This is a genomic window from Arenibaculum sp. (genome assembly GCF_035998295.1).
Lineage (GTDB): Bacteria > Pseudomonadota > Alphaproteobacteria > Azospirillales > Azospirillaceae > DASYHS01.
In genome coordinates this window covers 1-24,194 of record NZ_DASYHS010000224.1, presented here as the reverse complement: position 1 = coordinate 24,194, position 24,194 = coordinate 1, and the positions used below count along the sequence as shown (strand labels likewise).

24 protein-coding genes are annotated in these 24,194 nt (G+C 65.1%); 16 read left to right on the top strand and 8 right to left on the bottom strand.

Annotated elements, in window-relative coordinates; translation table 11 throughout:
- Positions 1–11 precede the first annotated feature (11 nt).
- Together VGO20_RS21525 and VGO20_RS21520 are read right to left on the bottom strand one after the other, a co-directional pair.
- Complete coding sequence (locus tag VGO20_RS21525) at positions 12–1,379, bottom strand: 3-phosphoshikimate 1-carboxyvinyltransferase (protein WP_327504438.1); 1,368 nt, start codon at positions 1,377–1,379, stop codon at positions 12–14.
- Between the two features lie 11 nt (positions 1,380–1,390).
- Positions 1,391–1,765 carry a RidA family protein gene (locus VGO20_RS21520; protein WP_327504437.1) on the bottom strand — a complete coding sequence of 125 codons (375 nt, stop codon included), beginning with the start codon at positions 1,763–1,765 and terminating at the stop codon, positions 1,391–1,393.
- Between the two features lie 672 nt (positions 1,766–2,437).
- On the opposite strand from VGO20_RS21520, the gene VGO20_RS21515 reads away from it, so the two are divergent.
- Together VGO20_RS21515 and VGO20_RS21510 are read left to right on the top strand one after the other, a co-directional pair.
- On the top strand, positions 2,438–3,379 hold the full coding sequence (locus tag VGO20_RS21515) for a DMT family transporter (RefSeq protein ID WP_327504436.1): 942 nt from the start codon (positions 2,438–2,440) through the stop codon (positions 3,377–3,379).
- Between the two features lie 66 nt (positions 3,380–3,445).
- Positions 3,446–4,333 carry a LysR substrate-binding domain-containing protein gene (locus VGO20_RS21510; protein WP_327504435.1) on the top strand — a complete coding sequence of 296 codons (888 nt, stop codon included), beginning with the start codon at positions 3,446–3,448 and terminating at the stop codon, positions 4,331–4,333.
- Between the two features lie 57 nt (positions 4,334–4,390).
- On the opposite strand, the gene VGO20_RS21505 is transcribed toward VGO20_RS21510, so the two are convergent.
- From VGO20_RS21505 to VGO20_RS21495, 3 genes are all read right to left on the bottom strand, one after another.
- A complete protein-coding gene (locus tag VGO20_RS21505; protein WP_327504434.1) occupies positions 4,391–5,614 on the bottom strand; it encodes an NAD(P)/FAD-dependent oxidoreductase in 1,224 nt (407 codons plus the stop codon).
- A gap of 14 nt (positions 5,615–5,628) precedes the next feature.
- Positions 5,629–5,952 carry a 2Fe-2S iron-sulfur cluster-binding protein gene (locus VGO20_RS21500; RefSeq protein ID WP_327504433.1) on the bottom strand — a complete coding sequence of 108 codons (324 nt, stop codon included), beginning with the start codon at positions 5,950–5,952 and terminating at the stop codon, positions 5,629–5,631.
- Positions 5,953–6,137: 185 nt separating this feature from the next.
- Positions 6,138–6,692 carry a cupin domain-containing protein gene (locus tag VGO20_RS21495; RefSeq protein ID WP_327504432.1) on the bottom strand — a complete coding sequence of 185 codons (555 nt, stop codon included), beginning with the start codon at positions 6,690–6,692 and terminating at the stop codon, positions 6,138–6,140.
- Positions 6,693–7,133: 441 nt separating this feature from the next.
- Here VGO20_RS21495 and VGO20_RS21490 point away from each other — a divergent pair, with 441 nt between their 5' ends.
- The 12 genes from VGO20_RS21490 to VGO20_RS21435 all read left to right on the top strand — a co-directional run bounded on the left by VGO20_RS21490 (position 7,134) and on the right by VGO20_RS21435 (position 19,370).
- Complete coding sequence (locus VGO20_RS21490) at positions 7,134–8,729, top strand: amino acid adenylation domain-containing protein (protein WP_327504430.1); 1,596 nt, start codon at positions 7,134–7,136, stop codon at positions 8,727–8,729.
- Entirely contained in the window at positions 8,726–8,986 is a 261-nt protein-coding gene (locus VGO20_RS21485) for an acyl carrier protein (protein ID WP_327504429.1), read from the top strand. The genes VGO20_RS21490 and VGO20_RS21485 overlap by 4 nt, the downstream gene beginning before the upstream one ends.
- A 32-nt stretch (positions 8,987–9,018) precedes the next feature.
- Positions 9,019–9,927, top strand: coding sequence for a chlorinating enzyme (locus VGO20_RS21480; RefSeq protein WP_327504428.1), 909 nt, complete (start codon positions 9,019–9,021; stop codon positions 9,925–9,927).
- Between the two features lie 18 nt (positions 9,928–9,945).
- Positions 9,946–10,725: a thioesterase II family protein gene (locus tag VGO20_RS21475; RefSeq protein WP_327504427.1), complete on the top strand. Its 780-nt coding sequence runs from the start codon at positions 9,946–9,948 to the stop codon at positions 10,723–10,725.
- Between the two features lie 10 nt (positions 10,726–10,735).
- Positions 10,736–11,419, top strand: coding sequence for an RraA family protein (locus VGO20_RS21470; protein ID WP_327504426.1), 684 nt, complete (start codon positions 10,736–10,738; stop codon positions 11,417–11,419).
- Positions 11,420–11,433: 14 nt separating this feature from the next.
- Positions 11,434–12,411, top strand: a complete 978-nt coding sequence (locus VGO20_RS21465; RefSeq protein ID WP_327504425.1) for a branched-chain amino acid transaminase — start codon at positions 11,434–11,436, stop codon at positions 12,409–12,411.
- Entirely contained in the window at positions 12,408–13,205 is a 798-nt protein-coding gene (locus tag VGO20_RS21460; RefSeq protein ID WP_327504424.1) for a thioesterase II family protein, read from the top strand. The genes VGO20_RS21465 and VGO20_RS21460 overlap by 4 nt, the downstream gene beginning before the upstream one ends.
- Before the next feature lie 12 nt (positions 13,206–13,217).
- Positions 13,218–14,528 carry a 2-isopropylmalate synthase gene (locus VGO20_RS21455; RefSeq protein ID WP_327504423.1) on the top strand — a complete coding sequence of 437 codons (1,311 nt, stop codon included), beginning with the start codon at positions 13,218–13,220 and terminating at the stop codon, positions 14,526–14,528.
- 97 nt (positions 14,529–14,625) lie between these two features.
- Positions 14,626–15,987 carry an LLM class flavin-dependent oxidoreductase gene (locus tag VGO20_RS21450; protein ID WP_327504422.1) on the top strand — a complete coding sequence of 454 codons (1,362 nt, stop codon included), beginning with the start codon at positions 14,626–14,628 and terminating at the stop codon, positions 15,985–15,987.
- 103 nt (positions 15,988–16,090) lie between these two features.
- The gene (locus VGO20_RS21445) at positions 16,091–17,293 is read left to right on the top strand and encodes a ThiF family adenylyltransferase (protein ID WP_327504421.1); all 1,203 of its coding nucleotides are present in this window, start codon (positions 16,091–16,093) and stop codon (positions 17,291–17,293) included.
- A 270-nt stretch (positions 17,294–17,563) separates the two neighbouring features.
- The gene (locus VGO20_RS21440) at positions 17,564–18,886 is read left to right on the top strand and encodes a cation:proton antiporter (RefSeq protein ID WP_327504420.1); all 1,323 of its coding nucleotides are present in this window, start codon (positions 17,564–17,566) and stop codon (positions 18,884–18,886) included.
- The gene (locus VGO20_RS21435) at positions 18,876–19,370 is read left to right on the top strand and encodes a GNAT family N-acetyltransferase (protein WP_327504419.1); all 495 of its coding nucleotides are present in this window, start codon (positions 18,876–18,878) and stop codon (positions 19,368–19,370) included. The genes VGO20_RS21440 and VGO20_RS21435 overlap by 11 nt, the downstream gene beginning before the upstream one ends.
- A gap of 60 nt (positions 19,371–19,430) precedes the next feature.
- Here VGO20_RS21435 and VGO20_RS21430 read toward each other — a convergent pair whose 3' ends face one another.
- The gene (locus VGO20_RS21430) at positions 19,431–20,444 is read right to left on the bottom strand and encodes an alpha-ketoacid dehydrogenase subunit beta (RefSeq protein ID WP_327504418.1); all 1,014 of its coding nucleotides are present in this window, start codon (positions 20,442–20,444) and stop codon (positions 19,431–19,433) included.
- 2 nt (positions 20,445–20,446) lie between these two features.
- Positions 20,447–21,679 (bottom strand): thiamine pyrophosphate-dependent enzyme, encoded by a 1,233-nt coding sequence (locus VGO20_RS21425; RefSeq protein ID WP_327504417.1) that lies wholly within the window; start codon positions 21,677–21,679, stop codon positions 20,447–20,449.
- Between the two features lie 151 nt (positions 21,680–21,830).
- On the opposite strand from VGO20_RS21425, the gene VGO20_RS21420 reads away from it, so the two are divergent.
- Positions 21,831–22,295 (top strand): Lrp/AsnC family transcriptional regulator, encoded by a 465-nt coding sequence (locus VGO20_RS21420; RefSeq protein ID WP_327504416.1) that lies wholly within the window; start codon positions 21,831–21,833, stop codon positions 22,293–22,295.
- A 506-nt stretch (positions 22,296–22,801) separates the two neighbouring features.
- Complete coding sequence (locus VGO20_RS21415) at positions 22,802–23,653, top strand: LuxR family transcriptional regulator (protein ID WP_327504415.1); 852 nt, start codon at positions 22,802–22,804, stop codon at positions 23,651–23,653.
- A gap of 16 nt (positions 23,654–23,669) precedes the next feature.
- On the opposite strand, the gene VGO20_RS21410 is transcribed toward VGO20_RS21415, so the two are convergent.
- Positions 23,670–24,194, bottom strand: a 525-nt coding sequence (locus VGO20_RS21410) for a putative sulfate exporter family transporter (RefSeq protein ID WP_327504414.1), incomplete at its 5' end; no start/stop codon positions are given.

The following is a 24,194-nucleotide window of genomic DNA, read 5'->3' as shown; positions in this document are numbered from 1 at the left end:
TGGCTACTCCGTCAGTACTCAATGGCGAGGTCGTCCTTGACCAGGGACTCGGCATTGCACCTGCAGCGTTCCCTCGGAAACGCGAGCCGCTCGACGGTCTCTAGGAAGTTGGGGTAGCCGTCGTCGAGGTACTCCGCGCCGCGGATGTGCGTAGGCGCCCTCGCCCCAAGCGACGCTATATACAGGCCTGCGAAGACGCGATGATCCATAAAGCTTTCAAGTTCCCTTGCGCCGGGTGGTGTTTGGCGGCCGTAGGTTGCGAACCCATCGACTGCGCCCTCCGGAGTGAAGATTGGCTCAATAACGCAGCCCATACGTCGTAGTTGATCAATCACCACGCTTAGACGTTGGCACTTGTGATTGTTGATGTGCCCTGCGCCTTTAACGGTAACCGAGCCCTCAACAAAAGGAGCTGAACCAGCGAGTAAGGTTATCACAGTCGGAATGTTCCGGCCGTCGATATCTATATCGAATTCTGACGGCCATGCTCGAGATATGATAAGCTCTTTCTTATCAGTACTGTACTCTAGGGAGAGCCCAAGCTGTCTTGCGATATTCAAAAAAATGTTTTCGCTATTCATTTCGGAAAGGATGTAATTGTCTACTGTGATCTCTGCCTCCCTCGCTACGAGAGCGCAACTACTAAGATAAGAAAGAGCAGTTAAATCGGAAGGTATCATCATCTGCACCGGCTCGTACGCTTGCTGGGGGATGCGGTAGCGGAAGCCATCCCGCCTCACTGCGACGTTGCGTTTGGCCATGAGGTCGAGCGTAAGTTCAATGTAACTTTCACCAACGGGATGAGTATGCAGCAGACCAATCTCAACGGGGCGGTCAGCAAGTGGCGCGACCATTAGCAGTGACGACAAGAACTGAGAACTTTGCGATGCATCAACCGTTGTTCTACCGCCGAACGATTTTGCGCCACGCAGCCTTATGCGGAGCGCGCCAGGGTCACTGACATTTTCGAACTCTGCTCCCAGGTCATTTACAAAACTAAGGAACTGCAGTACAGGGCGATTTTTCATCGCCTTATTGCCCTCAATGATCGTATATCCATCAGCAAGGCAGGCGAGTGCGGTTACGGTGCGGAACATGAATGCGGAGCCTGAGCAGGTGAGTGGGATTTCAGGCGCGCGAAGTCGGCGTCCTACACCGCGCATCACCAGTCGTTCTGCTGTTTCCTCCATGACGTTAAGCCCGAATAGCCGCAATGCCGAGAGCAGCCTAATTGTTTCCGCTGACCAAGATGGCCTGAAAATTACGGTTTCGCCGTCGGTTAGTAGGCCCAGAATCAAGGCTCGTTGCATATGAGGTTTCGATGATGGGACGGTTGCGTGGCCTGACAGGCGTCTTAACGGTGTATGAAGTGTAGTCATTATCCTCTCCGTCAATTCGCTACAATTGCGACCGCACCTATTTCCACAAGAAATTCTGGCCTCACCAGGGAGTTTACGACGACCGTGGTGTTAACTGGTCTAATTTCATCAAAAAATTCTTTGTGTGCTTTAGCGTAGTCGTCGAAATGTTCGATGCTAACGAGATGGGTTGTTGTGCAAGTTACATGTTTTATGTTGGCGCCAACGTCCTCTAGAGCTTTCCGCATTTTTTTGATGATAAAAAGTGTCTGCTCGTAGGCGTTGCTGCCCTGTGGCATGCCCGTACCGTCGGCAGCTACTGTGCCGGCGACGAAGATAATGTCATTTACTCGCACTGCGCGCGCGTAGCCGATTTGGCCTTCCCAAAGTGAAGGACTGAAGGCCATTGTCCGTAGTTGTTAATCAGTCGAAAACGCGACACTCACGGTATCCTCCATTTGTAGGAAATTTTCTCCGTCGTCTTTCGACAACGAGAAGAAATTACTCTCTACATGTGAATGGAAGTTTGGCGGCGTATGAACTATAAAATTCGATATGCACGATATTATATTTTGCATTATAATGCTGCATTATCAGAAATTGTTAGGGAAATGCTTCTGGCGGCGAGGGCGGCGACTGGGGATCTGGAAAAAATAATATAATATTTTTCTGTATTAAGGGGGGTGTTCTTTCTGTTCTCAACGTTCGGTTCTGGAGTGGTCGAGTTTAGTGAGATCAGCCATCTGGTGATGCGCATCGCTCGCTGCAAGAACGTTGATTGTTGATGCTGCGAGTGCCTATTACGTAGTTTAGGAAGGGGCGTTCGTGCCGACGCGATGTGCGTTGGTTTCCGTTATCCGGACGTATGGGAATACTCTTCATTGAGAAGCCATAATGTGAAATGCTTTGTCGTGACATAGGAAATTCAAATGAGCGCGCTGCATTGGAAGGCACATCCTGATGATAGGCGTATATGGCTTTTTAGGCGGACTAAACGCACCATTTAGTTAAAATAATTTGCTGGATTTGTGCGCTTCGACAATAGTGGTTTGCAGTCGGAAATTTCATGGATTGTTGTCATGACGCCTGAGCGAAGAAATTCACTTGATTTTGTCGCGATAGCCGCGATGGTAGTTATATGTTTAACTTGGGGCGGGCAGCAGGTCGCTATAAAGCTTGCGAACGAGGGAGTGCCGCCGATTTTCCAAGCGGCCTTGCGGTCATGTGGTGCATTGATTTTGGTCGGTGCGTGGAGCGTATTGCGGGGCGACAGAATTTTCGCCAGGGATGGCACCTTAATTTATGGAATAGTTATAGGCACTCTGTTTTCTGCAGAATTCATTCTTCTGTATGTAGGGTTAACTTACACTAGCGCTTCCCGCAGTGTGGTTTTTCAGTACGCCTCGCCGTTCTTCGTTGCTATCGCGGCACATGTCCTCATACCTGGGGAGCGTATCCGGCCAACATCGGCGGTAGGGCTTGCCTGTGCTTTCATGGGACTTGGGATTGTTTTTTCTGAAGCATTTAGGCTGCCCGACTCCGATGAACTCGTAGGCGACGTCATGGTGCTTGGTTCCGCCGCGTTGTGGGCGGCCGTCACCATTATCATCAAAGTAAGTCCTCTCGCGCGGATTAGCGCAGGGAGAACTCTATTTTATCAGTTGTCGCTTTCTTCCGTCATATTGTTTGCGGTGTCCTATTGGGTGGAGGATAGGGAGTCTATGAATTTCCATGCCCTGGTTGTCGGTGCTTTGCTCTACCAAGTTGTTGTGGTTGCGTTCCTGAGTTACTTGGCTTGGTTCTGGATGGTTACCGTTTACCCGGCAGGAAGGTTGTCGGCGTTCTCGTTTTTGACCCCGCTATTCGGAATGCTGCTCGCAAGTGTGATCTTAGGCGAGGAGATTACGGCTGCGCTCGGATTCGGTGGGCTCTTGGTTGCGGTTGGAGTTTACCTCGTCAATCGGGAGCCGCGCGGCCTGGATCGTCCAGCCCGTGTCCGCCTCGGCCGGCGCAGTTCGTAACGTCGCCGACGGAGAAACGGATTTCTCGTGGGACGCGCGTCATCCGCCGCCATTATGATCGGCGGAATGGCGTACAAAGTTCCGTATCTAGCACTCAAGGCGTTCGTGGAGGTGGTGAAGCGGGGCAACATGTCCGGCGCCGCGGCGGCCCTGGGCGTGACCGTCGGTGCGGTAAGCCAGCAGATGAAGCTTCTGGAGCAGCGCTTGGGAACGATCCTGCTGCACCGCTCCGGAGGAGGCATCAGACCGGCCCCGGACGGCGAGAAGCTCTATGCATCCCTAGTCGGCGCTTTCGAGCAGATCGATGACGCTGTCGATGGCGCCAAGTCTGGGGCCGAGAAACCAAGGCACCTGAACATTACTACGACCGCGTCCTTCGCAGCGGGATGGTTGGTTCCGCGCCTCGATCAGTTTCGTCAAAGCCATCCCAACGTCGAGATTTCCATAGAATCCTCCACGAGATTGGTCGACTTGCGGGCCGAGAAGACCGACGTGGCGATTCGGTATGGACAGGGCAGCTATTCCGGACTCGATAGTTTCTTGCTGTTGCAGCCGGCGCTGGTACCCATTTGCCGTCCTGGACTGTTTGCAGGATCAGTGACCGACCCGGCGGATTGCCTGAACGCCCGCCTGCTCCAGGAGCCTGCGAGAGCCAACTGGCTACGTTGGTTCCGTTCTCAAGGTATCCATGACGAACGAGCGGCACTCGGGCCCGTGTTCTCGGACGATCTGCTGCTGATCAAGGCGGCTGCGGCAGGGCAGGGCATCGCCCTCGTTCACGACATTTACTTGGAGCCCGAGTTGTCGACCGGCGCCATCGTGGTGCCCATCGACCGCCGTTGCGCCGCGCCGTACGCCTACCACTTCGTCGCATCAGCGGAGGCCATCAGGCGTCCGGAGGTGGCCGCATTCATGACATGGCTGGTCGGAGAGGCAAGCGCCCGCACTGAATGAGGCGCGGCGGGGGCCAGGGTTTCTGCGTGCCCGCCGGTCAGGGAGTTCCCGCGAGCATCAGCTCCCGATGAGCAACTTCAGGTCGATGCTCTCGTCCGCGGCTTGTTCAGCGGTCAGAGGCCTCCCTGCCGCCAGCAGGCGCCGCGCCGCCATGTGATCGGCCGGGCGGTTGACCGAATCGACCGCGATCAGCCGGCCGTCGCGGAAATGGAACAGCGAGAAGCGCCCCTGGTCGGCCGATCCGCGCAGGGCCGAGCGGTCGGCGCCCTGGGACAGGCCGGCCATCTGCAGCTTCACCTCGTACTGGTCGGACCAGAACCACGGCACCGCGTCATGGGGCGTCGGCGTCCCCATGGCCGACCCGGCTGCCGCCCGCGCCTGGTCGAGCGCGTTCTGGACCGATTCGAGCCGCAGCGGCCGGCCGGCATGGACGTTCGGGTGGCGCGTGCAGTCGCCGGCCGCGACGATCGCGGGGTCCGCCGTCGTCGCGAACCGGTCGACGAGGATCCCGTCGTCGCAGGGCAGCCCGCAGGCCTGCGCGATCTCGGCATTGGGAACGGCGCCGATGCCCACCACGACGAGATCCGCCCCCAGCGTCCGTCCGTCGTCGAGCGTGACCGACCGGACGCGACCCCCCGTCCCGTCGATCGACCGCACGCCGGTCCGTAGCGCCAGCCGGACGCCGCGCGCGCGATGGACGCCGGCCAGGAACTCCGAAACCGCGGGCGGCAGGGCGCGCGCCAGCAGGCGGTCCTGCGCCTCCACGACGGTGACGGCCCTGCCGGGGCCGACCAGGGCGGACGCGACCTCGAGCCCGATGAAGCCGCCGCCGACCACCACGACCTCGCCCGCCTGCGCCGCCACGGCGCGCAGCCGCTCGGCGTCGGCGAGCGTGCGCAGGGCAAGCACGCCGTCGAGTCCGGCGCCCGGCACTGGCAGCGGGCGGGGGCGGGCGCCCAGCGCGAGCGCGAGGCGGTCGTAGCGCAGGTGCCGGCCGTCGGCCATGGTCACGACGCGGTCGATGCGGTCCACGGCCGTGACCCGCGTGCCGAGCACGAGGTCGATGGCGGCGTTGCGGTAGAAGGCCTCGGCGCGCAGCGGCAGCATCGCCGCCGTCGTCTTCCCGGTCAGGAAGCCCTTGGACAGCGGCGGCCGCTGGTAGGGGGGCTCCTCCTCCTCGCCGACCAGGCGGATCGGCCCGTCGAAGCCGCGCTCGCGGGCGGATGCCGCGATCTGGACGGCGGCATAGGAGCCGCCGACGACGACGAGGCCGTCCGGCATCGATGCCGCCGGCTTCAGTACTGGGTGTCGGGCATGTGGACGACCAGCCCGTCCAGGGCCGCCGTCACCGCGAGCTGGCAGCTCAGGCGGCTGGTGGGGCGGCGTTCGGCGGCCACGCCGCTCAGCAGCTCGCCCTCGATCTCTTCGGGCGGCGGCAGGCGCGCGGCGAAGGCCTCGTCGACGTAGACATGGCAGGTCGCGCAGGAGCAGCAGCCGCCGCATTCGGCTTCGATGCCGCCGATGTCGTTCTGGACGGCCCCGAGCATCACGCTCGTGCCCTCGGGGACGTCGACCCGGGTCTCGGTTCCGTCCTTCTGCACGTAGACGACGATGGGCATGGTGATCGACCTCGCGTGCCGGCCGCCACGGGCGCGTGGCGGGCCCGGCGTCTCCATTGTTGGCGAAATTAACCGAATGATAGTGTCGGTATTTCTTGCCTGCAAATGGAAACAATGCTGCCGGCGGTCGATCGGGGAAGGTGGGCCGGCGGCGCGCAGCCCGTGCGCCGCCGGCCGGTCCCGTCCTATTGGGCGCTCTGCCCGGGCGTGGTCCCGGGGGAGGTGTCCGCCTGGGCCTGGGCCTCGCGCGGGTCGTTCGCGGGGTCGACATAGGTGATGTCGAAGGGGGCCGCCGCCTGGATCTCCAGCACGAAGCCCTCGTCCCCGGCCCAGACGTAGTGGGTGTGCCCTTCCGGCAGGAAGATGTAGGTGCCGGCCGGCAGTTCCGTCGTCTGCGCCTCGTCGGCCTCGTCGCCCATGCCGTACCGCATCGAGCCGGAGACGAGGGTGAGGTTCTCGGCGGTCGGGTGCGAATGCGGGGCCACGTAGTAGCCGGCGGGAACCCGCAGGCGCATCGCGAAGGTGCCGTCCGTGCCGCCGGGATCGCCGCGCAGCACGGCGATCTCGGCCCCGGGAGGCAGTCCGGGAGGGGCGGGCTGCCACTCGAGCTGGTCCGGCGTCAGGAACTCGTGTTCTCCCGCCGCCTGTCCGGGCGCGGGCGTCTGCGCGGATGCCGGCAGGGCGGAAAGGGCGGCGGAAAGGGTGAGTGCTGCGGCGGTCACGAATGCGATGCTCCTCATGGTGCCTCCTCCTCGTGAATGGCCTTGGGGCAGGGGTGCCGGCAGGAGCCGCTGCCGGCGGGCGGCTGCAAGCTTCAGCCTAGCCCCGCTTCGCGTGGTGCGTTCCGGGGCAACGGTGCATTGGTCGTAAGGGCGTGCGGGGCCGGCGCGGCCCGGACCCCGCCGCGTCGCCGGACGACAATTTTCCAGTAATTGAAAGTTTCACCGGAAGCGTCGCGCGGTGCGGCTGCGTCAACCATGAAGATGGCCGCCACCCAAGGGCCTGGGCCGTCCGGCGCCCGAAGATCGGGATAGAATCGCCTTAATCTACCGTCTGCCAGTTCTGACAGTTTCTGCGTCCGGGTCATACTTATAACATGCCGGGAAATCAAGCAGACGTGTCCGGACGATAAATAGTCTGGACAATATAAACTGAATTACCTTTAAAGAGGGTACCGGCGCATGCGCCAACACGTCATTGAAGCCCTCCGGGCTCATGCCCGGACCAGCCCGGCCAAATGCGCCCTGTCCGATACGCGCGTCGGCATCGATTACGCTGCCCTCGACCGTTTCAGCACCCGCTTCGCGATGCATTTGCGTGAGCTCGGGTGCGGGTCCGGAGACCGCGTGGCGATGGTGGCACCCCGCCGCGCCATTCTGGTGGCGGCGATCCTGGGCACCTTCAAGGCGGACTGCGTCCACGTCCCGCTCGACCCGCGCATGCCGGACGGGCGGCTGCAGTACATCCTGGGCGACGTCGCGCCCGCCGTCGTGATCACGGAACCGGACCTGCGCGACGCGGTCGCGGCGCATGTCCCCGCGGGCACGACGATACTGATGGTGAGCGACCTCGAACGGCTGCTCGCGCAGGACGAGCCGGGCGGGGCCGGGGGCTCGCCCGAACCGCAGGCCGTGCCGCTGCCCGAACCGCGGCTGGATGGCGTCGCGTACTGCATCTACACGTCCGGTTCCACGGGGCGCCCCAAGGGCGTGCTGATCGAGCATGGCAGCATGGCCGATTTCTTCGTCGGCACCCGCGAGGTGTACGACGTCACCGCGGACTCGGTGTGCGCCAGCTTCTCGCCCCTGAACTTCGACGTCTACCTGATGGACATGCTGTTCCCGCTCTACCAGGGCGCGCAGCTGCACGTGTACGACGACGTCATCGTGCCGGACCTCGTGTTCGAGACGATCCGGGCCAACGCCGTGACCCATTTCTCCGCCTGGGGGATGATGCTCGGCCTCATCGTCCAGGCGGCCGATTTCGACGCCGCTCCGCTGCCGCACGTGAAGACCATCCTGAGCGGCACCGACGTGCCGGACATCAAGACGGTCCAGCGCTGGCTGAGGAAGGTGCCCGGCGTCCGGGTGATCAACGCCTACGGGCCGACCGAATGCACCTGCGCCGCGACCGCCCACGTGATCCGGGAGATCGAGCCGGACCGCCAGCAGCTCTACCCGATCGGCAAGCCGCTCGCGCATGCGCGGGTCTTCCTCATCGACGACCAGGGCGGGCGCATCGACGCGGCCAACGTCCCCGGCGAGCTGCTGATCGGCGGGTCGCAGGTGATGAGGGGCTACTGCAACATGCCCCAGGAGACGGCGGCCAAGGTGATCGAGTTCGAGGGGGTCCGCTGCTACCGCACGGGCGACGTCTGCACGTACCTGGAAGACGGCAGCCTGTTCTACATCGGTAGAAAGGACAACGAGGTGAATATCGGTGGTTACCGTGTCCACCTCAACGAAGTCCAGCGCGTGATCAACAGTGTACCGCACGTGCATGGCTCCGAGATCGTCCTGCTCAGCTCCAAGTATGGAGAAAGCGTGCTGGCGGCAGGGGTCCTTCTGGAAAAGGGTCGGAAGTTTCAGATCGATCGGCAGATCGAACTGATCAGGAAGCGCCTCGTGGACGAGCTGCCGAGCTACATGGTCCCTCGCTTCATCGAGGTCCTGGACGAGTTCCCGCAGCTGTCGTCGGGGAAGACGGACCGCAAGGCGCTCCTGTCGATACTCGACAATCACATGAATCGCCAAAATCAGGAGGTGGTAACCCCATGAAGACCGAAGCCATGTTGGCTCAGATCCTGGAAGACGTGATCGGGGTCAAGAACGTGAACCGCGACACGCGCTTCCTGGACATCGGAGGTAACTCGCTGAACCTCGTCCAGGTCCTCAAGCAGGTCAAGGAGAAGACCGGCGTCACTCCCCCGCCGCGGGTCTTCTTCGACAAGACGGACTCCACGGTCGCCGCCATCAGCGCAGCGATCGACGCTCAAATGGAGCACAGCCGGTCGACCGTTTCGGCCGCCGACTGAACGTAGTTCTAGTCGCAATCAGGAGAATTCAAATGCAAAAGAACTTCCATCTCTCCGAGACGGAGAAGGACTTCTTCTACCAGAACGGCTTCGCCGGGCCGTTCACGCTGTACGAGCCGGAAGAGATGACGGAGGTCTGGGAACAGACCCGCATGGACCTCCTGGACACGAGCACCGCTCCGTTCCCGAACAGCAAGCTGAACTACGACCGGCACCTCGACCTTCCGCAGCTGAACAAGGTCATCAGCCATCCGAAGATCGTGGACCGCGTCTCGAGCATCCTCGGCCCGGACGTGCTGAGCTGGCGGACGGAGTGGTTCCCGAAATACCCCGGTGACGAAGGCACCGACTGGCACCAGGCCGAGAGCTTCGTCGAGTTCGAAGGCACCGAGAAGCTGGTCCCGACCGCGCCCGAGGAAGGCCGGCCGTGGGAGCTGACGGCCTGGATCGCGATGACGAAGACCACCAAGGAGAACGGCTGCCTCAAGCTGATGCCGAAGAGCCACCGGACCTGGTACTTCGACGAGAAGCGCAACATCAAGTTCGAGCCGGAGAACTTCAACAAGCGCGAGCTCGATGACGGCACGAAGTCCGGCTTCTACGGCTACGACTACGAGAAGCTGAAGCTCGATCCGAACTGGAAGCCGGAAGAGAAGAACGCGGTCCACATGGAAGTCCAGCCGGGCCAGTTCTTCATCTTCACCTCGCGGTGCATGCACGGTTCCAATCCGAACAGCAGCAAGGACTCCGTGCGCTTCGGCTGGGCGACCCGCTTCGTCCCGACCCACGTGAAGGTGTATTCGGGCCAGGAGTCGTTCCACCACTTCGGCGAGACCCTGCCGCTGGACCGCTACTCCACGATCCTGGTGAAGGGCGAGGACCGCTACAAGCACAACCGCGTTCGCATGCCGATGTCGGCGGCGATGGCTTCGGTCGCATAACGGCAACGCGAGGCCCAAGTGGACACGAGTTCTCCCTGGTTCGTCTTCTGCACCGAGCAGAGACGGCGTGACGCAGAGTTCCGCTTGTTCTGCTTTCACTACGCAGGCAGCGGCGGCTCCATCTTTCGGCCTTGGACGAAATGGTTGTCCGATCGGGTCGATCTGGTGGCGGTGCAGTTGCCGGGCAGGGAGAACCGTCTTGACGAGCCGCTCCTGCATTCCATGGAGCACGTCACGACGCCGCTGGCGGATGCGCTGCCCCCGTTGCTGGACAAGCCCTTCGCGTTCTTCGGGCACAGCTCGGGGGCGGCGATCTGTTTCGATCTCGCCAGGGTGCTCCGGCAGCGGGGGCTGCCCCAGCCACGGCTGCTGGTCGTGTCGGGCCAGAACGGCCCGCAGGTCAGGCCTCCGGTGATCAGGCACACGCTCTCCGATCCAGAGTTCATTGAGATCCTGCGCGGCTGCAACGGAACGCCGGAGGTCGTCTTGAAGAACCCGGCGCTGCTGGAACTGCTGCTGCCGCGCATCCGCGCCGACGGCGCCGTGTACGAGACCTACCGCTACGAGGAGCAGGCGCCGCTGGACTGCCGCATCGTCGTCTTCCACGGCCTGGAGGACGGCATGGTGGACAGCGAGGGGCTTGCGGCCTGGCAGGCCGAGACGCGGCACAGCGTCGACCGCTGCGGCTTTCCCGGCGGCCACTTCTTCCTGCACGACGCGGAGGAGGCGGTGGTCGCGCGGATCAATCGCGAGCTCGATCCGTACCTGGCGCGCGGACCCGTTCCGGCCGGAGAATAAAGGTGGAGATATGGCGCAGTGGAATGAAGACGAAGAACTGTTCGCGCTGATCCGGACGGAGCTCGCGACCTGTCCCGTGAGCGACGTGATGGAGCAGCTGGGTTTCCGCTTCCCGATGCTGCCTCCCGAGATCCGGCCCCTGCGCGGCGACATGGTCATGGTCGGGCGCGCGATGCCGGTGCAGGACGACCCGCCGGTCCCGTACGGCAGCCCGGACCGGTTCGACGCCAGACCCTTCGGGCTGCTGTTCGAATCGATCGAGGCGCTCCGTCCCAACGAAGTCTACATCGCGAGCGGCGGGCCGATCCAGGCCGCGCGCCTGGGGGACATGCTGACCCTGCGCGCCCGCGAGCTGGGCGCGGCCGGCGTGGTGATCGACGCCCATGTCCGCGACGCCAACGCCATCCTGGCGCTGGGAATTCCGGCCTTCGCCCACGGCACCTACGCCTACGGCCTTCAGCGCCGCCACAACGTCGTGGACTACCGCTGCTCGATCAGGATCGGGGAGGTGAGGATCAGGCCGGGCGATCTGATCTTCGGCGACGGGGACGGGGTCTGCGTCATCCCGCGCGAGGCCGAGGAGGAGATCGTCAGCCGGGCGATCGAGAAGAACCGGCTCGAAAGGAAAGTGCGCGCCGCGATCGAGGACGGTCAAAGCGTCGTCGACGCCTTCAAGAAATACAGCGTGATGTAAGGGGGATCGGTCTGATGCGAGCGGACTACATCTGGATGAACGGAGAGCTGCGCCCCTGGGACCAGGCCCAGGTCCACGTGCTGAGCCATGCTCTCCACTACGGGACCAGCGTGTACGAGGGGCTTCGGGCGTACGAGGTCGCCGAGAAGGCGGCCATCTTCTGCGGGCCCGAGCATTTCGAGCGGCTGCTGTACAGCTGCAAGGTCCTCCGCTGCCCGTCGCCGTTCACGGTCGAGCAGTGGATGGACGCGGCGGCGCGGACGCTGCGCGCCAACCGCCAGCGCAGCGCCTATATCCGCCCGCTGGTCTTCCGCGGCACCGGCACGATCGGCATCGACGGCAGGAAGTCCTCGGCCGAGGCCATCCTCGCGGCGGTGCCCTGGGGGACCTATCTGGGCGAGGAGGCGCTCGAGCACGGCGTGGACGTCCAGGTCAGCAGCTGGCGGCGCGGCAGCCCCGGCGCCGGAACTCCGCTCGCCAAGATCGGCGGGCAGTACGTCAACAGCCAGGCCATCGCCATGGAGGCGCACGACAACGGCCTGCAGGAGGGCATCGCGCTCGACGCCAACGGCTACGTCAGCGAGGGCAGCGGCGAGAACGTCTTCCTCGTCTACAAGAACGAGCTGTTCACGCCGCCGATCAGCAACAGCATCCTGAGCGGCATCACCCGCGGCTGCATCAAGACGATCGCGAAGGACCTCGGCTACACCGTGACCGAGACGGCCATCCCGCGCGAGATGCTGTATGCGGCCGAGGAGATCTTCTTCACCGGCACCGCGGTCGAAGTGTGCCCGGTCCGCTCGGTGGACAGGCTCCAGGTCGGCAACGGCGGGCGCGGCCCGGTCACCAAGGCGATCCAGGACGTGTTCTTCGGCATCGTCAGGGGCACGCACGCCGACAAGTGGGGCTGGCTGACCCCCGTCGACATGGCCGTCGACATGGCCGCCGATGCGGCCGGCGACGCACCCGCGCCCGAGCGCGTGACCGCATGACCGCGGTTCTGCAGGAGCCGGCGTCGCCGTGGCTGGTCGGCGGCGCCAAGGACCCCGGGCGTGTCCGGATGCGTCTGTTCTGCTTCCACTACGCCGGCGCCACGGCCTCGATCTTCCGCTCGTGGCAGGACGCCCTGCCCGAGACGGTGGAGGTCCTGGCGGTCCAGCTCCCCGGCCGCGAGTACCGGTTCTCCGAGCCGCTGCTCACGGACTCGAAGCAGATCGCGGCGGCCCTCGTCGAGGACATGCTGCCGCTGCTGGGCAAGCCCTTCGTGTTCTTCGGCCACAGCATGGGCGTGCTCATCGGCTTCGACGTGATCCAGATCCTGCGTGCGCGGGGTCTGCCGCAGCCCGAGCTGCTGATCGCGTCCGGCCGGAACGCGCCGCCCTTCAGGTGGCGGGACGCCGGGCTCCAGACGCTGCCCGACGACGAGTTCATCGCCACCGTGCGCGACTACAGCGGCACGCCGGAGTCGCTCCTGGCCGAGGAGTCGCTGCGCGAGCTGTGGCTCCCGCGGCTGCGCGCCGACCTGACCGTGTCCGCGCTGTACGAATACGCCGAGCAGCGCCCGCTGGAGTGCCCGATCGTGGTGCTGATCGGCGAGAAGGACGACCTCGTCACCGAGGCGGGACTGCAGGGCTGGCTGACCGAGACGACCGGCGGGGTCCAGTTCTTCCACTATCCCGGCAATCACTTCTTCTTGCACAGCGTTGAAGAACTCGTGCTCGCCAAAGTGCGTACCGAACTTGAAGAACAGTTGGCGCGACAGAAGCATTCGCGACGACAGGCGTGATGGAGGATAGCGATGACGACCATCAACGGCACACCGACCGACGACATGCAGGGGAAACCTATGGATCTGCTGCGCAACGCGCCTGATCTGGTGCGTATCTTCGACACTACTCTGCGTGATGGCGAACAGAGCCCCGGCGCTACCCTGACGGCGGACGAGAAGCTGGAGATCGCGCATCAGCTGGCGCGCCTGGGGGTCGACATCATCGAGGCCGGGTTCCCCGCGTCCAGCCCGGGTGACCTCAGCGCGGTGCAGCGGATCGCGGCCAGCGTGGGGCGGACCGCGCGCACGGACAAGCACGGCGAGCCGGCCGAGCCGCCCACCATCGCCGCGATGGCGCGGGCCAACCGCGGCGACATCGACCAGGCGTGGCGGGGCGTCAGGGACGCCAGGCATCCCCGCATCCATATCGTGCTCGCCACCAGCGACATCCACCTGGAATACAAGCTGCGCAAGACGCGCGCCGAGGTGCTGGAGATGGCGCGCCAGGCGGTGACGCATGCGCGCAAGATGTGCGACGACATCGAGTTCAGCCCCGAGGACGCGACGCGCAGCGATCCCGAGTACCTGGCCGAGGTGCTGACGACGGTGATCGACGCCGGCGCCACGACCCTCAACATCCCGGACACGGTCGGCTACACGACGCCGGACGAGTACGGCGCGCTGATCCGCTTCCTGCGCCAGCGCGTTGCCAGGGCCGATGACGTCGTCTGGAGCGTCCACTGCCACGACGACCTGGGACTGGCCACCGCGAACACGCTGGCCGGGATCGCGAACGGGGCGCGCCAGGTCGAGGTCAGCATCAACGGCATCGGGGAGCGGGCCGGCAACGCCTGCCTCGCCGAGACGGTGATGGCGCTGCGCACGCGCAAGGCCCTGTTCAACCTGGATACCAACATCACCACCCAGGAGATCTGCCCGACCAGCAGGATGGTGAGTGCGTCGACCGGCATGCTCGTCCAGCCCAACAAGGCGATCGTGGGCGCCAATGCCTTCGCCCACGAGGCGGGGATCCACCAGGACGGCATGCTCAAGAACCGGCGGACCTACGAGATCATGGATGCCGCCGACGTGGGCCTGGACGAAAGCCGCCTCGTGCTCGGCAAGCACAGCGGCCGCAACGCGCTGCGCGCGAAGCTGGAGAAGCTGGGCTACAGCGTCGGCGGCGACGAGCTGGACCTGGTGTTCAAGAAGTTCAAGGACGTCGTCGACAGGCAAAAGGTCATCGACGACGCGCAACTGCAGGCGCTGTGCGCGGAACTGTCGCTCTCGACGGATGTCCGGCCGAAAGCCCGCCTGGATGCCGAAAGCGTGCAGGCGTAAGAGGAATCGCCCTTAAGATCCTTGGTCCGATCGTTTCCGCCGGTCGGGCGATCTTTTGGGAGGGTCGAGATTCCTCCGTGTTGAAGGAGCGTTTTTCATGAGCAAGCGACGCATACATTTCGGTGTCATGCTGCAGGGTGCAGGCACCAACATGAACTCCTGGAAGCACCCCAGCGTGCCTGCCGACGCCAGCGTCAACTTCGACTTCTACGTCGAGAGGGCACGCAAGGCCGAAGCGGCCGGCATCGACTTCGCGTTCATCGCCGACGGGCTGTACATCAACGAGAAGTCGGTCCCGCATTTCCTGAACCGGTTCGAGCCGATCGCGCTCCTGTCGGCCCTGGCCACGATGACCTCGAAGATCGGGCTGGTCGGCACGATGTCGACCTCCTACAGCGATCCCTTCACGGTCGCCCGGCAGTTCGCCTCGATCGACGCGCTGAGCGGCGGCCGGGCCGGATGGAACGCCGTGACCTCGCCGCTGGAGGGCTCGGGCAAGAACTACAGCCGCGCCCATCCCGACCACAGCCTGCGCTACGAGATCGCCGAGGAGTATCTCGAGGTGATCAAGGGGCTGTGGGACAGCTGGGAGGACGACGCCTTCATGCGCGACCGCGCGACCGGGCGCTTCTTCGATCCCGCCAAGATGCACCGGCTGGACCACAAGGGCCGCTTCTTCTCGGTCGAGGGCCCGCTCAACATCGCGCGCTCGGCCCAGGGCCAGCCGGTCGTGTTCCTGGCCGGGTCCTCGGACGAGGGCATCCGCCTCGCCGGCATGCACGCCGACGCCGTGTTCACCAACGGCGGGACCTTCGAGGAGTGCCGCACCTTCTACCGCCGGGTCAAGGACAGCGCCGTGGCCCATGGCCGGCACCCGGACGACGTCAAGATCTTCCCCGGCATCGGCCCGATCGTCGGCGCCACCGCGGAGGAGGCGGAAGCGAAGTCCCGTGAGATCCGCGACCTGATGTCGATCGAGGACGCGCTGGCCTATCTCAGCCACTTCTTCGGGCAGCACGACTTCACGGCCTATCCGCTCGACGGCCCCTTCCCCGACGTGGGCGAGGCCGGCAAGGACGGCTTCCGCTCGACCAGCGACAACATCAGGCGGCTGGCCCAGGAGCGTGGCTGGACGCTGCGCGAGACCGCGCTCGAGACCGCGACGCGGCGCGTGCATATCGGCACGTCGGAAGGGCTGATCGGGACCGGGGAGATGGTCGCGGACGAGCTGATCCGCTGGATCGACGGCGGGGCGTCCGACGGCTTCATGCTGGGCTTCCCGGTCGTGGGCTTCGGGCTGGACGACTTCGTCGAGCACGTGCTGCCGGTGCTGGCGGCGCGCGGGTACCACGATGCGGTCCTGCCCGGCACCACGCTCAGGGACCATTTCGGGCTGCCGTACCGCGAGAGCCGCTATGCCGGGGCGGGGCAGGCCGCCGAGCTGCAGTCCGCCGAGTAGCGGCCGGCCGCGGGCACGACCAGACGAACGAACAAACAAAACAAACAAATAAACAAACAAATAAACAAACAAACGAGCGAACCGAGGCAAAGGGGGCGTAGGGATGGTTGAGAACGCACGCATGCTGGAGCGGTCCATTCTGGGCGCGCTGCAGCCGGAGGGCGGGGGGGTCGCGTCGGGCGCCCCGCAGGTGATCCTTCCGGCGGACCCGGACGCGCGAGCCCGGCTCGCGCGGTTCCGGGAGGCGGCGGGGCGGGTGGTGGACCTGTTCGACCCGCTGCTCATGGAATGGATGCTGGTGCTGAACCCGCACTACAAGCTCGACGCCGCACGGCTGGAGGCGCGTCTTGCGGAGTTCCGGCGCGAGTACCTGGCCGGCCGCGAGCCGGAGGACGCCGGCAGCTGGGTTCTCTACGCCAACGGCCTGCTCCTGCACCTGCTCGAGCCGGAGCACCAGTACCTGCTCCGGACGTCCCGGAACATCGGCCTGTTCACGGCCGAGGAGCAAGGGCGTGTCCGGCAGGCGCGGGTCGCGGTCGCCGGGCTCAGCGTGGGCGGGATGTGCGCCACCACGCTGGCGATGGAAGGCGTGACGCGCTTCTACCTGACCGACTTCGACAAGCTCGCGTGTTCGAACCTGAACCGCCTGGCATCGTCGCTGTCGCGGGTCGGCGTCGACAAGACCGACATCGTCGCCGAGAAGATCTGGGACATCGATCCGTTCGCCGAGGTCGTCGTGGCCCCGAACGGATACGGCCCCGGCAGCGACGGCGAGCTTTTCCGGGAGGGGAGCAAGCCGGACGTCCTGATCGACGCGATGGACAGCATCGAGGCGAAGATCGCCGTGCGCGAGGCCTGCCGCCGGCACCGCGTGCCGGTCGTGTGGATGATGGACATCGGGGACGGGCTGGTCCAGATCGGCTCGGAGCGCTACGACCGCGACGGCTCGTATCCCGCCTTCCACGGCCGGATCGCGGACATGGAGCGCAGGCTCGCCCGGCCGCTCGACTATGTCGAGAGCCTCCTCAGCATCATCGACGTCGACCATCTCCCCCACAGGTTCGCCGACAGCTTCGACCGGGCCTGCAAGAGCGAGTGGCCCGGCATCTCCCAGCTCGCCGGCACGGTCTCGATCGCCGCCGGCGCGATCGCGCGTACCGCCCGGCGGATCCTGATGGACGAGGACGTGACGCCCGAGTTCTTCATCGACGTCGACGAGAAGGCGGACCCGGCATACGGCGCGCACCACGCGAGCGACCATGCCCGGACGCGCGAATTCATGAAGGGATTGGGCCTCATGGACTAGGTCCGCGGACATCCGCCGCAACCAGGCCATGAAGGCCCCAATTGGGACGAAGCCCGGGAGCGACGCGACAGCTCGACCCGAAGACGGGCGCCCGAACGGACGCCCTGACGACGGACGCCCCGACGGACGCCCCGACGGACGCCACGGACCGCTGATGCCCGCGTGAACGGGGCCCGGTCGCGGCTGCCGCGCGACCGGGCTTTCTCCTTCCTCCGGACTTCACGGAGGAAAACCGCTTTCCGTTCCTGCGCAAATCACCGGTGAGGCAGCATGACGGCCGACCTGATCTTCCTTCTTCAGGCCTTTGTGATCATAACCGTCCCGTTCGCCCTTTCACGCGCGTTGCGACTGAGCGGCATGGTGCCGATCGTCGTGATCCAGATCCTGCTCGGGATCGCCCTCGGCCCCTCCCTGTTCGGGCGGTTCGCGCCGGAGGCGTACGGCATGCTGTTCAATCCCGACACCCTGCGCCCGCTCGCGGGGGCCGCGTCCATCGCGGTGCTCTTCTTCGGCTTCATCACCGGCCTGCACTTCGATACCGACAGCTTCCGCGGAAGGGGCGGCGCCTTCGCCGCGATCGCGGCGGCGAGCGTCGTGATCCCGACCGGCCTCGGGGTGCTGGCCGGCCTCTACATCGGCACCCGCCATCCCGAGACGCTCGGGGCGCGGGGCGACCTGTTCGTGTTCGCCGCGGCCATCGGCATCTGCCTGGGCGTCACGGCGCTTCCGGTCCTGGGCGCCATCCTGCGCGAGATGGGCCTGCTGGGCCAGAGGATCGCCGGCGTCGCCCTGGGCATCGCCGCCGCCAACGACGCCGCGCTGTGGCTCCTGCTGGGCGGCCTGATGACGGTGGTGGCGGGGGGCGTGCCGACCCAGCTCGGCATCCTCTTGCCCCTCCTGGCGCTGCCGGTCTACTTTCTGGTCATGGTGCAGGTGGTGAGGCCGCTTCTCGCGCGGGTGGTGTCGGCCCTCATGCACGACGGCACCATGGGGGAGGCGGCCCTGGTGGTGGTCGGCGCCGTCGCCATCGGGTCGGCCGTGGTCACGGAGATTCTCGGGCTGCACTACATCTTCGGAGCCTTTCTCGCCGGCGCGATCATCCCGCGCGAGCTGCGCCAGCCGATCCTGGACCGGCTGGAGGTCATGACGATCGCCGTCCTGATGCCCTTCTTCTTCATGCTGACCGGGCTGCGCACCCAGATCGACCCGTCCTCTTCCGTCTTCCTCGAGATCCTGGTGGTGACGACGGTCCTGGGCGTGGTCGGCAAGGTCGGCGGGACGGCGCTCACGGCCGTCTTCTTCGGAGAGAAATGGTCGTCCGCGCTCTGCCTCGGCACCCTGGTGCAGACCAAGGGCCTGATGGAGGTGGTCGTCCTGACGGTTCTGCTCGAATACGGCATCATCTCGATCACCGCGTTCTCGGCGCTGACGCTGATGGCCGTCATCAGCACCGCGCTCGTGATGCCGCTGTCGCGCCTCTTCCTGCCGCGCGCGAAGAGCGAGGCGCTCGCGCGGAGCGAGCGGGAGTTCCCCAACATCGGCGCCGCCGGCCGCGGCGCAGTGCGACCGCACGGAGGATACCATGAGGGCTGAGGTCGACCGACCGGTCCGCGACACTGCCGTCGAAGTGAACCTGGAGGCGCCGACCAGCGCCGACGGGCGCTGGTGCCTGGATGCGTATTTCCGCGAGCTCGCGGAGCGGTTCGAAACCGGCTTCGATCCCGCCAGGAGCAATCCCGCCCGGGACGAGGAGATCACTCCCCCGGCGGGCTTCTTCGTCGTCGCCAGGCTGGACGGCCGCCCCGTCGGGTGCGGCGCGCTCAAGCGCAAGGACCGGACGACCGCCGAGATCAAGCGGATGTGGACCGACAGGTCCGCGCGCGGGCGCGGCGTCGCGCGCAAGGTGCTCGAGACGCTCGAGGCCATGGCGCGGGAGTTCGGCATCACGACGCTCCACCTCGAGACCAACCGGACGCTGGCGGAGGCGCAGGCGCTCTACCGGAAGTCGGGATACCGCGAGGTCGAGGCCTTCAACGACGAGCCCTACGCCCATCACTGGTTCGAGAAGAAGCTGTAGGCTCCGGCTCGGGGTACCAGGGGGCCGGCGTGCCCCCGGGCCCCCGCTTCCGGCCGGCGGTCACCGCTCCAGGGTCAGGCGCATCCCGGCGGCGACGCGGTCGGGGCCGATGAAGTAGTCCCATTCGAACGCGTGCGGGTAGGGCGTGTCGTAGCCGCAGACGCGCTCGACGGGTGCTTCCAGATGGTAGAAGCAGTGCTTCTGGACCAGCGTCGCGAGTTCCGCGCCGTAGCCGCTGGTCTCGGGCGCCTCGTGCACGACCAGGCACCGTCCCGTCTTCTTCACCGACGCCACGATGGCCTCGAGGTCGAGCGGCACCAGGGTCCGCAGGTCGATCACCTCGGCGTCGATCCCGCTTTCCTCGGCGGCGGTCACCGCCACATGCACCATGGTGCCGTAGCACAGGACCGTCACCGCGTCGCCCTCGCGCACGGTCGCGGCCTTGCCCAGCGGGATGGTGTAGTAGCCTTCCGGCACGTCGCTCGCGGGATGCTTCGACCACGGGACCACCGGCTGGTCGTGATGGCCGTTGAACGGCCCGTTGTAGAGGCGCTTCGGCTCGAGGAAGATCACGGGATCGTTCATCTCGATGGCGCTGATCAGCAGGCCCTTGGCGTCGTAGGGCGTCGACGGGATCACGGTCTTCAGCCCGGCTATGTGGGTGAACAGCGATTCCGGGCTCTGGCTGTGGGTCTGGCCGCCGAAGATGCCGCCGCCATAGGGCGTGCGCACGGTGATAGGGACGGTGTAGCCGCCCGCCGAGCGCCAGCGGATCTTGGCCGCCTCCGAGACGAGCTGGTCGTAGGCCGGGAAGATGTAGTCGACGAACTGGATCTCCAGCACCGGGCGCAGGCCGTAGACGGCCATGCCGATGCCGGCGGCCACGATGCCCCCTTCGGAGATGGGCGTGTCGAAGCACCGCGTCATGCCGTGCTTCTTCTGCAGGCCGTCGGTCACGCGGAAGACGCCGCCGAAATATCCCGCGTCCTCGCCGAAGACCAGGACCTTGGGGTCGCGCTCGATCATCACGTCCATGGCGGAGTTGAGCGCCTGGATCATGTTCATGTTGGCCATGGTCAGATACCCATCTCCTGGCGCTGGCGCCGGTGCCGCCAGTCGGACTCCTCGAACACGTGGTCGAACATCGCGCGCGCGCTGGGCTTCGTGCCGGTGTGGAGCGTGCCGATCGCTTCCGCCTCGCGCTGCAGCGCCCTGACCTCGTCCTTGGCCTCCTGCTCGTAAGCCTGGTGGCGCTCCTCGCTCCATTCGTCCAGCGCGACCAGATGCCCCTTCAGCCGCTGGAGCGGATCGCCAAGCGGCCATGCCGCGAACTCGTCCGCGGGGCGGTAGCGCGTGGGATCGTCGCTGGTCGAATGCCCGTGCGCGCGGTACGTCACGAACTCGATCAAGGTCGCGCCGTGATTGCTGCGCGCGCGCTCGGCCGCCCACTGCACGGCCGCGTAGACCGCCAGGAAGTCGTTGCCGTCCACGCGCAGCGACGGCAGCCCGACGCCGACCCCGCGGGCGGCGAAGGTCGTCCGCTCGCCGCCGGCGATGCCGGCGAAGCACGAGATGGCCCACTGGTTGTTCGAGACGCTGATGATCACCGGCGCGCGGTAGACGCTCGCGAACAGCAGGCCGGTATAGAAGTCGCCCTCCGCGGTCGCGCCGTCGCCGAGGAAGGTGGCCGCGATCCTGTCGTCGCCGGAATAGGCCGCCGCCATCGCCCAGCCGACGGCCTGCGGGACCTGCGTCGCCAGGTTGCCCGACATCGCGAAATAGCCGAATTCCGGGAACGAGTAGTGCAGGGGCACCTGCAGCCCGTGCAGCTTGTCGGCGGCGTTGTTGTAGACCTGGTTCATCATGTCGATCAGCGGGCAGCCGCGCGCGATCAGCAGGCCCTGCTGGCGGTACGACGTGAAGCACATGTCCTCGTCCGACAGCGCCATGGCGTGGGCGATGCCGATCGCCTCCTCGCCCAGCCCGCGCATGAAGAACGACGTCTTGCCCTGGCGCTGCGCCTGGTGCATGCGCTCCTCGAAGGCGCGGTCCAGCACCATCAGCCGCAGCGCCCTGCGCAGCGTCTCGGGATCGAGCCGCGGGTCCCACGGCCCGACCGCCCGGTGATCGAAGTCGAGCACGCGGATCAGGTCGTAGGCCAGGTCGCGCATTTCGGCGGGGTCCGAGGCCGTGTCCGGCCGGCGCACGCTTCCCGCCTCGGGGATCTCGAGGCGGCTGAAATCGGGCGTGTCGCCGGGCCGGGCGGCGGGGACCGGGATGTGCAGGCGAGGCTTCGACAGGTTCTGCAAGATTGAACTCCGGCTTCGCTGAATCAGGCCGAACCTGCGGGTGCGGCAGGGTCGGCAACGCTCGCACCTTTCCGAAGGAATGTGTTTGCCAAATTGCCAGGGTTTGCCACCAGGAATAGGATGTCGTCCTAATTCACGCCCGTGCAAGAGGATGAAATTGGCAATCGACGCCTTCGACCGCAAGATCATCAGGATAATCCAGGCGGAACCCGACATCGCGATCCATGCGCTGGCCGAGCGGGTCGGCCTGTCCCACACCCCGTGCTGGCGCCGCCTGAAGAAGCTGGAGGAGGGCGGGGTGATCAAGGGGCGTGCGGTGCTCCTGGACGCGGACGCCCTGGGCCTGCCGATCGCGGTCTTCGCGCATATCCGCATGAAGGCGCACGACGAGGACACGCTGGAATCGTTCGAGGAGGCGGCCCGGTCGCGGCCGGAGATCGTGGAGTGCTTCTCGATGAGCGGCGAGGCGGACTTCCTGCTGCGCATCGTGATGGCGAGCGTCGCCGACTACGAGATCTTCCTGAAGAAGGTGCTGGTGCACATGCCGGGCGTCGGCTCGGTCAATTCCAGCTTCGCCCTGAAATGCGTGAAGTTCACGACCATGCTGCCGGTCTGACGGCATCCTGGACCCGATCGGGCGCGGCCCCTGCCGCTGCCGCCGCCCGATCCGGACGCGTCCGTTCCCCGCGAACGTCGATGCTCGTCCCGCGCGACTTTCCGGTCTGAAAACAACGACCGCGCCTCGCGCCCGCATCCTAGAGTATTCTTGTGAATTAAAGCGAATGCCTTCCTAACCGGGAGGCAAGAGTTGTGCTCGATATTATGCATTCTGGAGCATTCATCTAGGTGAGAGCTAATCTCTACCGGATAAGTTGGGTACACCTGTCGTTGTTAACAGGTGTTGTGAACTATTGAATGGGGTTAGGCTTCCCGGCAGATCCTAATATGACAAGAGCTGTTCCGATGTTGGTGGCCGTTTTATTTGCCTTTTCTTGGGCATGCGAACGCATGTCCGAATAACCCGCCATGCTCCGCGTTCGTGGTTCTCGCGAAATGTAGCGGAAATGCCGACGGAATAAATAACCGGCCTGCGTGCGCCGAGGGCGACAGGGAGAGCTGATCATGACGCAAATGCTGGAATCCATTGCGACCTACCGGAAATCCAAGCACGACATAAAGCACGCAATATATTTGTTAAAAAATGTCGATAATCTCGCGGATCTCTATGAGGCTTTGGAGTACCTCACGTTCTGCTCCTATATCGATAATTTCTTTTTCTTCGCAAGCTATCCAACTTTGCCGGGTGCGACGACAGTCGTCGTCAGCAACCTGCCAGAGCAATGGTGCAAGCTCTACGAGCAGCTCGACTACGCCCAGATCGATCCCGCCGCGCGCCACTGCCGCACCCGCGTCACGCCGACGCTGTGGTGGACGGAAGCGAACTCCGACCCCGCCCCGCGCGATCAGCAGACCACCTCCTTCATCGAGGAGGCGCGCGGCTTCGGGCTGCATTCCGGCGTCAGCTTTCCCATCCACGGCTCCGGCGGGGCCTGGGGAATGCTGAGCCTGAGTTGCGAGCAGGAGTTGGAGGACAGCCGGCCGAGGCTGGAGCGGTCGATGCCGTACAACCAGTTGTTGAGCGGCTACGTCTTCGAGGCGGCGACCCGCACGGTCGTGCCGAAGCGGTCGGCGGACGGCCAGGAACTGACCGGCAGGGAGATGGAGTGCATCGCCTGGTGCGCGGAGGGCAAGACGAGCTGGGAGATCTCCAAGATCCTGGGCATCTCCGAGCGGACCGTGTTCTTCCACATACAGAACGCCTCGCGCAAGCTGGGCGCGTCCAACCGCATCCAGGCCGTGACCTTGGCGATGCCGCACATCAACTGGACGGTCGCCAGGCATTCCTCGCCGCATCGCGTGATCCGCATGTGCGGCAAGGACCAGTGCGTCGAGCAGGTCAGGAACGCGACTTAGCCGGGCCGCCCGGTAGTCACGGCCCCGGGAACCCCATCCATACCAGCAGCCACGAGGCCAGCAGCACCGTTTCCGCCACCACCAGGATCGCCGCGCGCGGGCCGACGGCGAGCAGCCCGCCGATGGTCGTCCTGATGCCGAAGGCCACCATGGCCGTCGTCAGGCACCATGCCGCGGCGGCGGAAAGGGCCGTCCGGACCCCGTCCGGAACGGCCCCGGCGCTGGTGAGCAGGACCAGCGCCGCGAAGCCCACGAGGAAGGGCGGGACCATGCGCAGGGACCGCCCCTTCACGCCGGTCGAGAAGGCGGCGGCCAGAAGCAGGGCGATCGGCGCCAGCAGCGCGACGCGCAGGAGCTTGGTCACCGTCGCCACGTCGCCGGCCTCGGTGCTGACGGAGTATCCCGCCCCGACCACCTGCGCGACGTCGTGGATCGCCCCTCCCAGGAAGATCCCGACCTCGCGGTCCGACAGGCCGAACGACAGCGCGATCCAGGGATAGGCGATCATGGCCAGCGTGCTCAGCGTCGTCACCGCGACGAC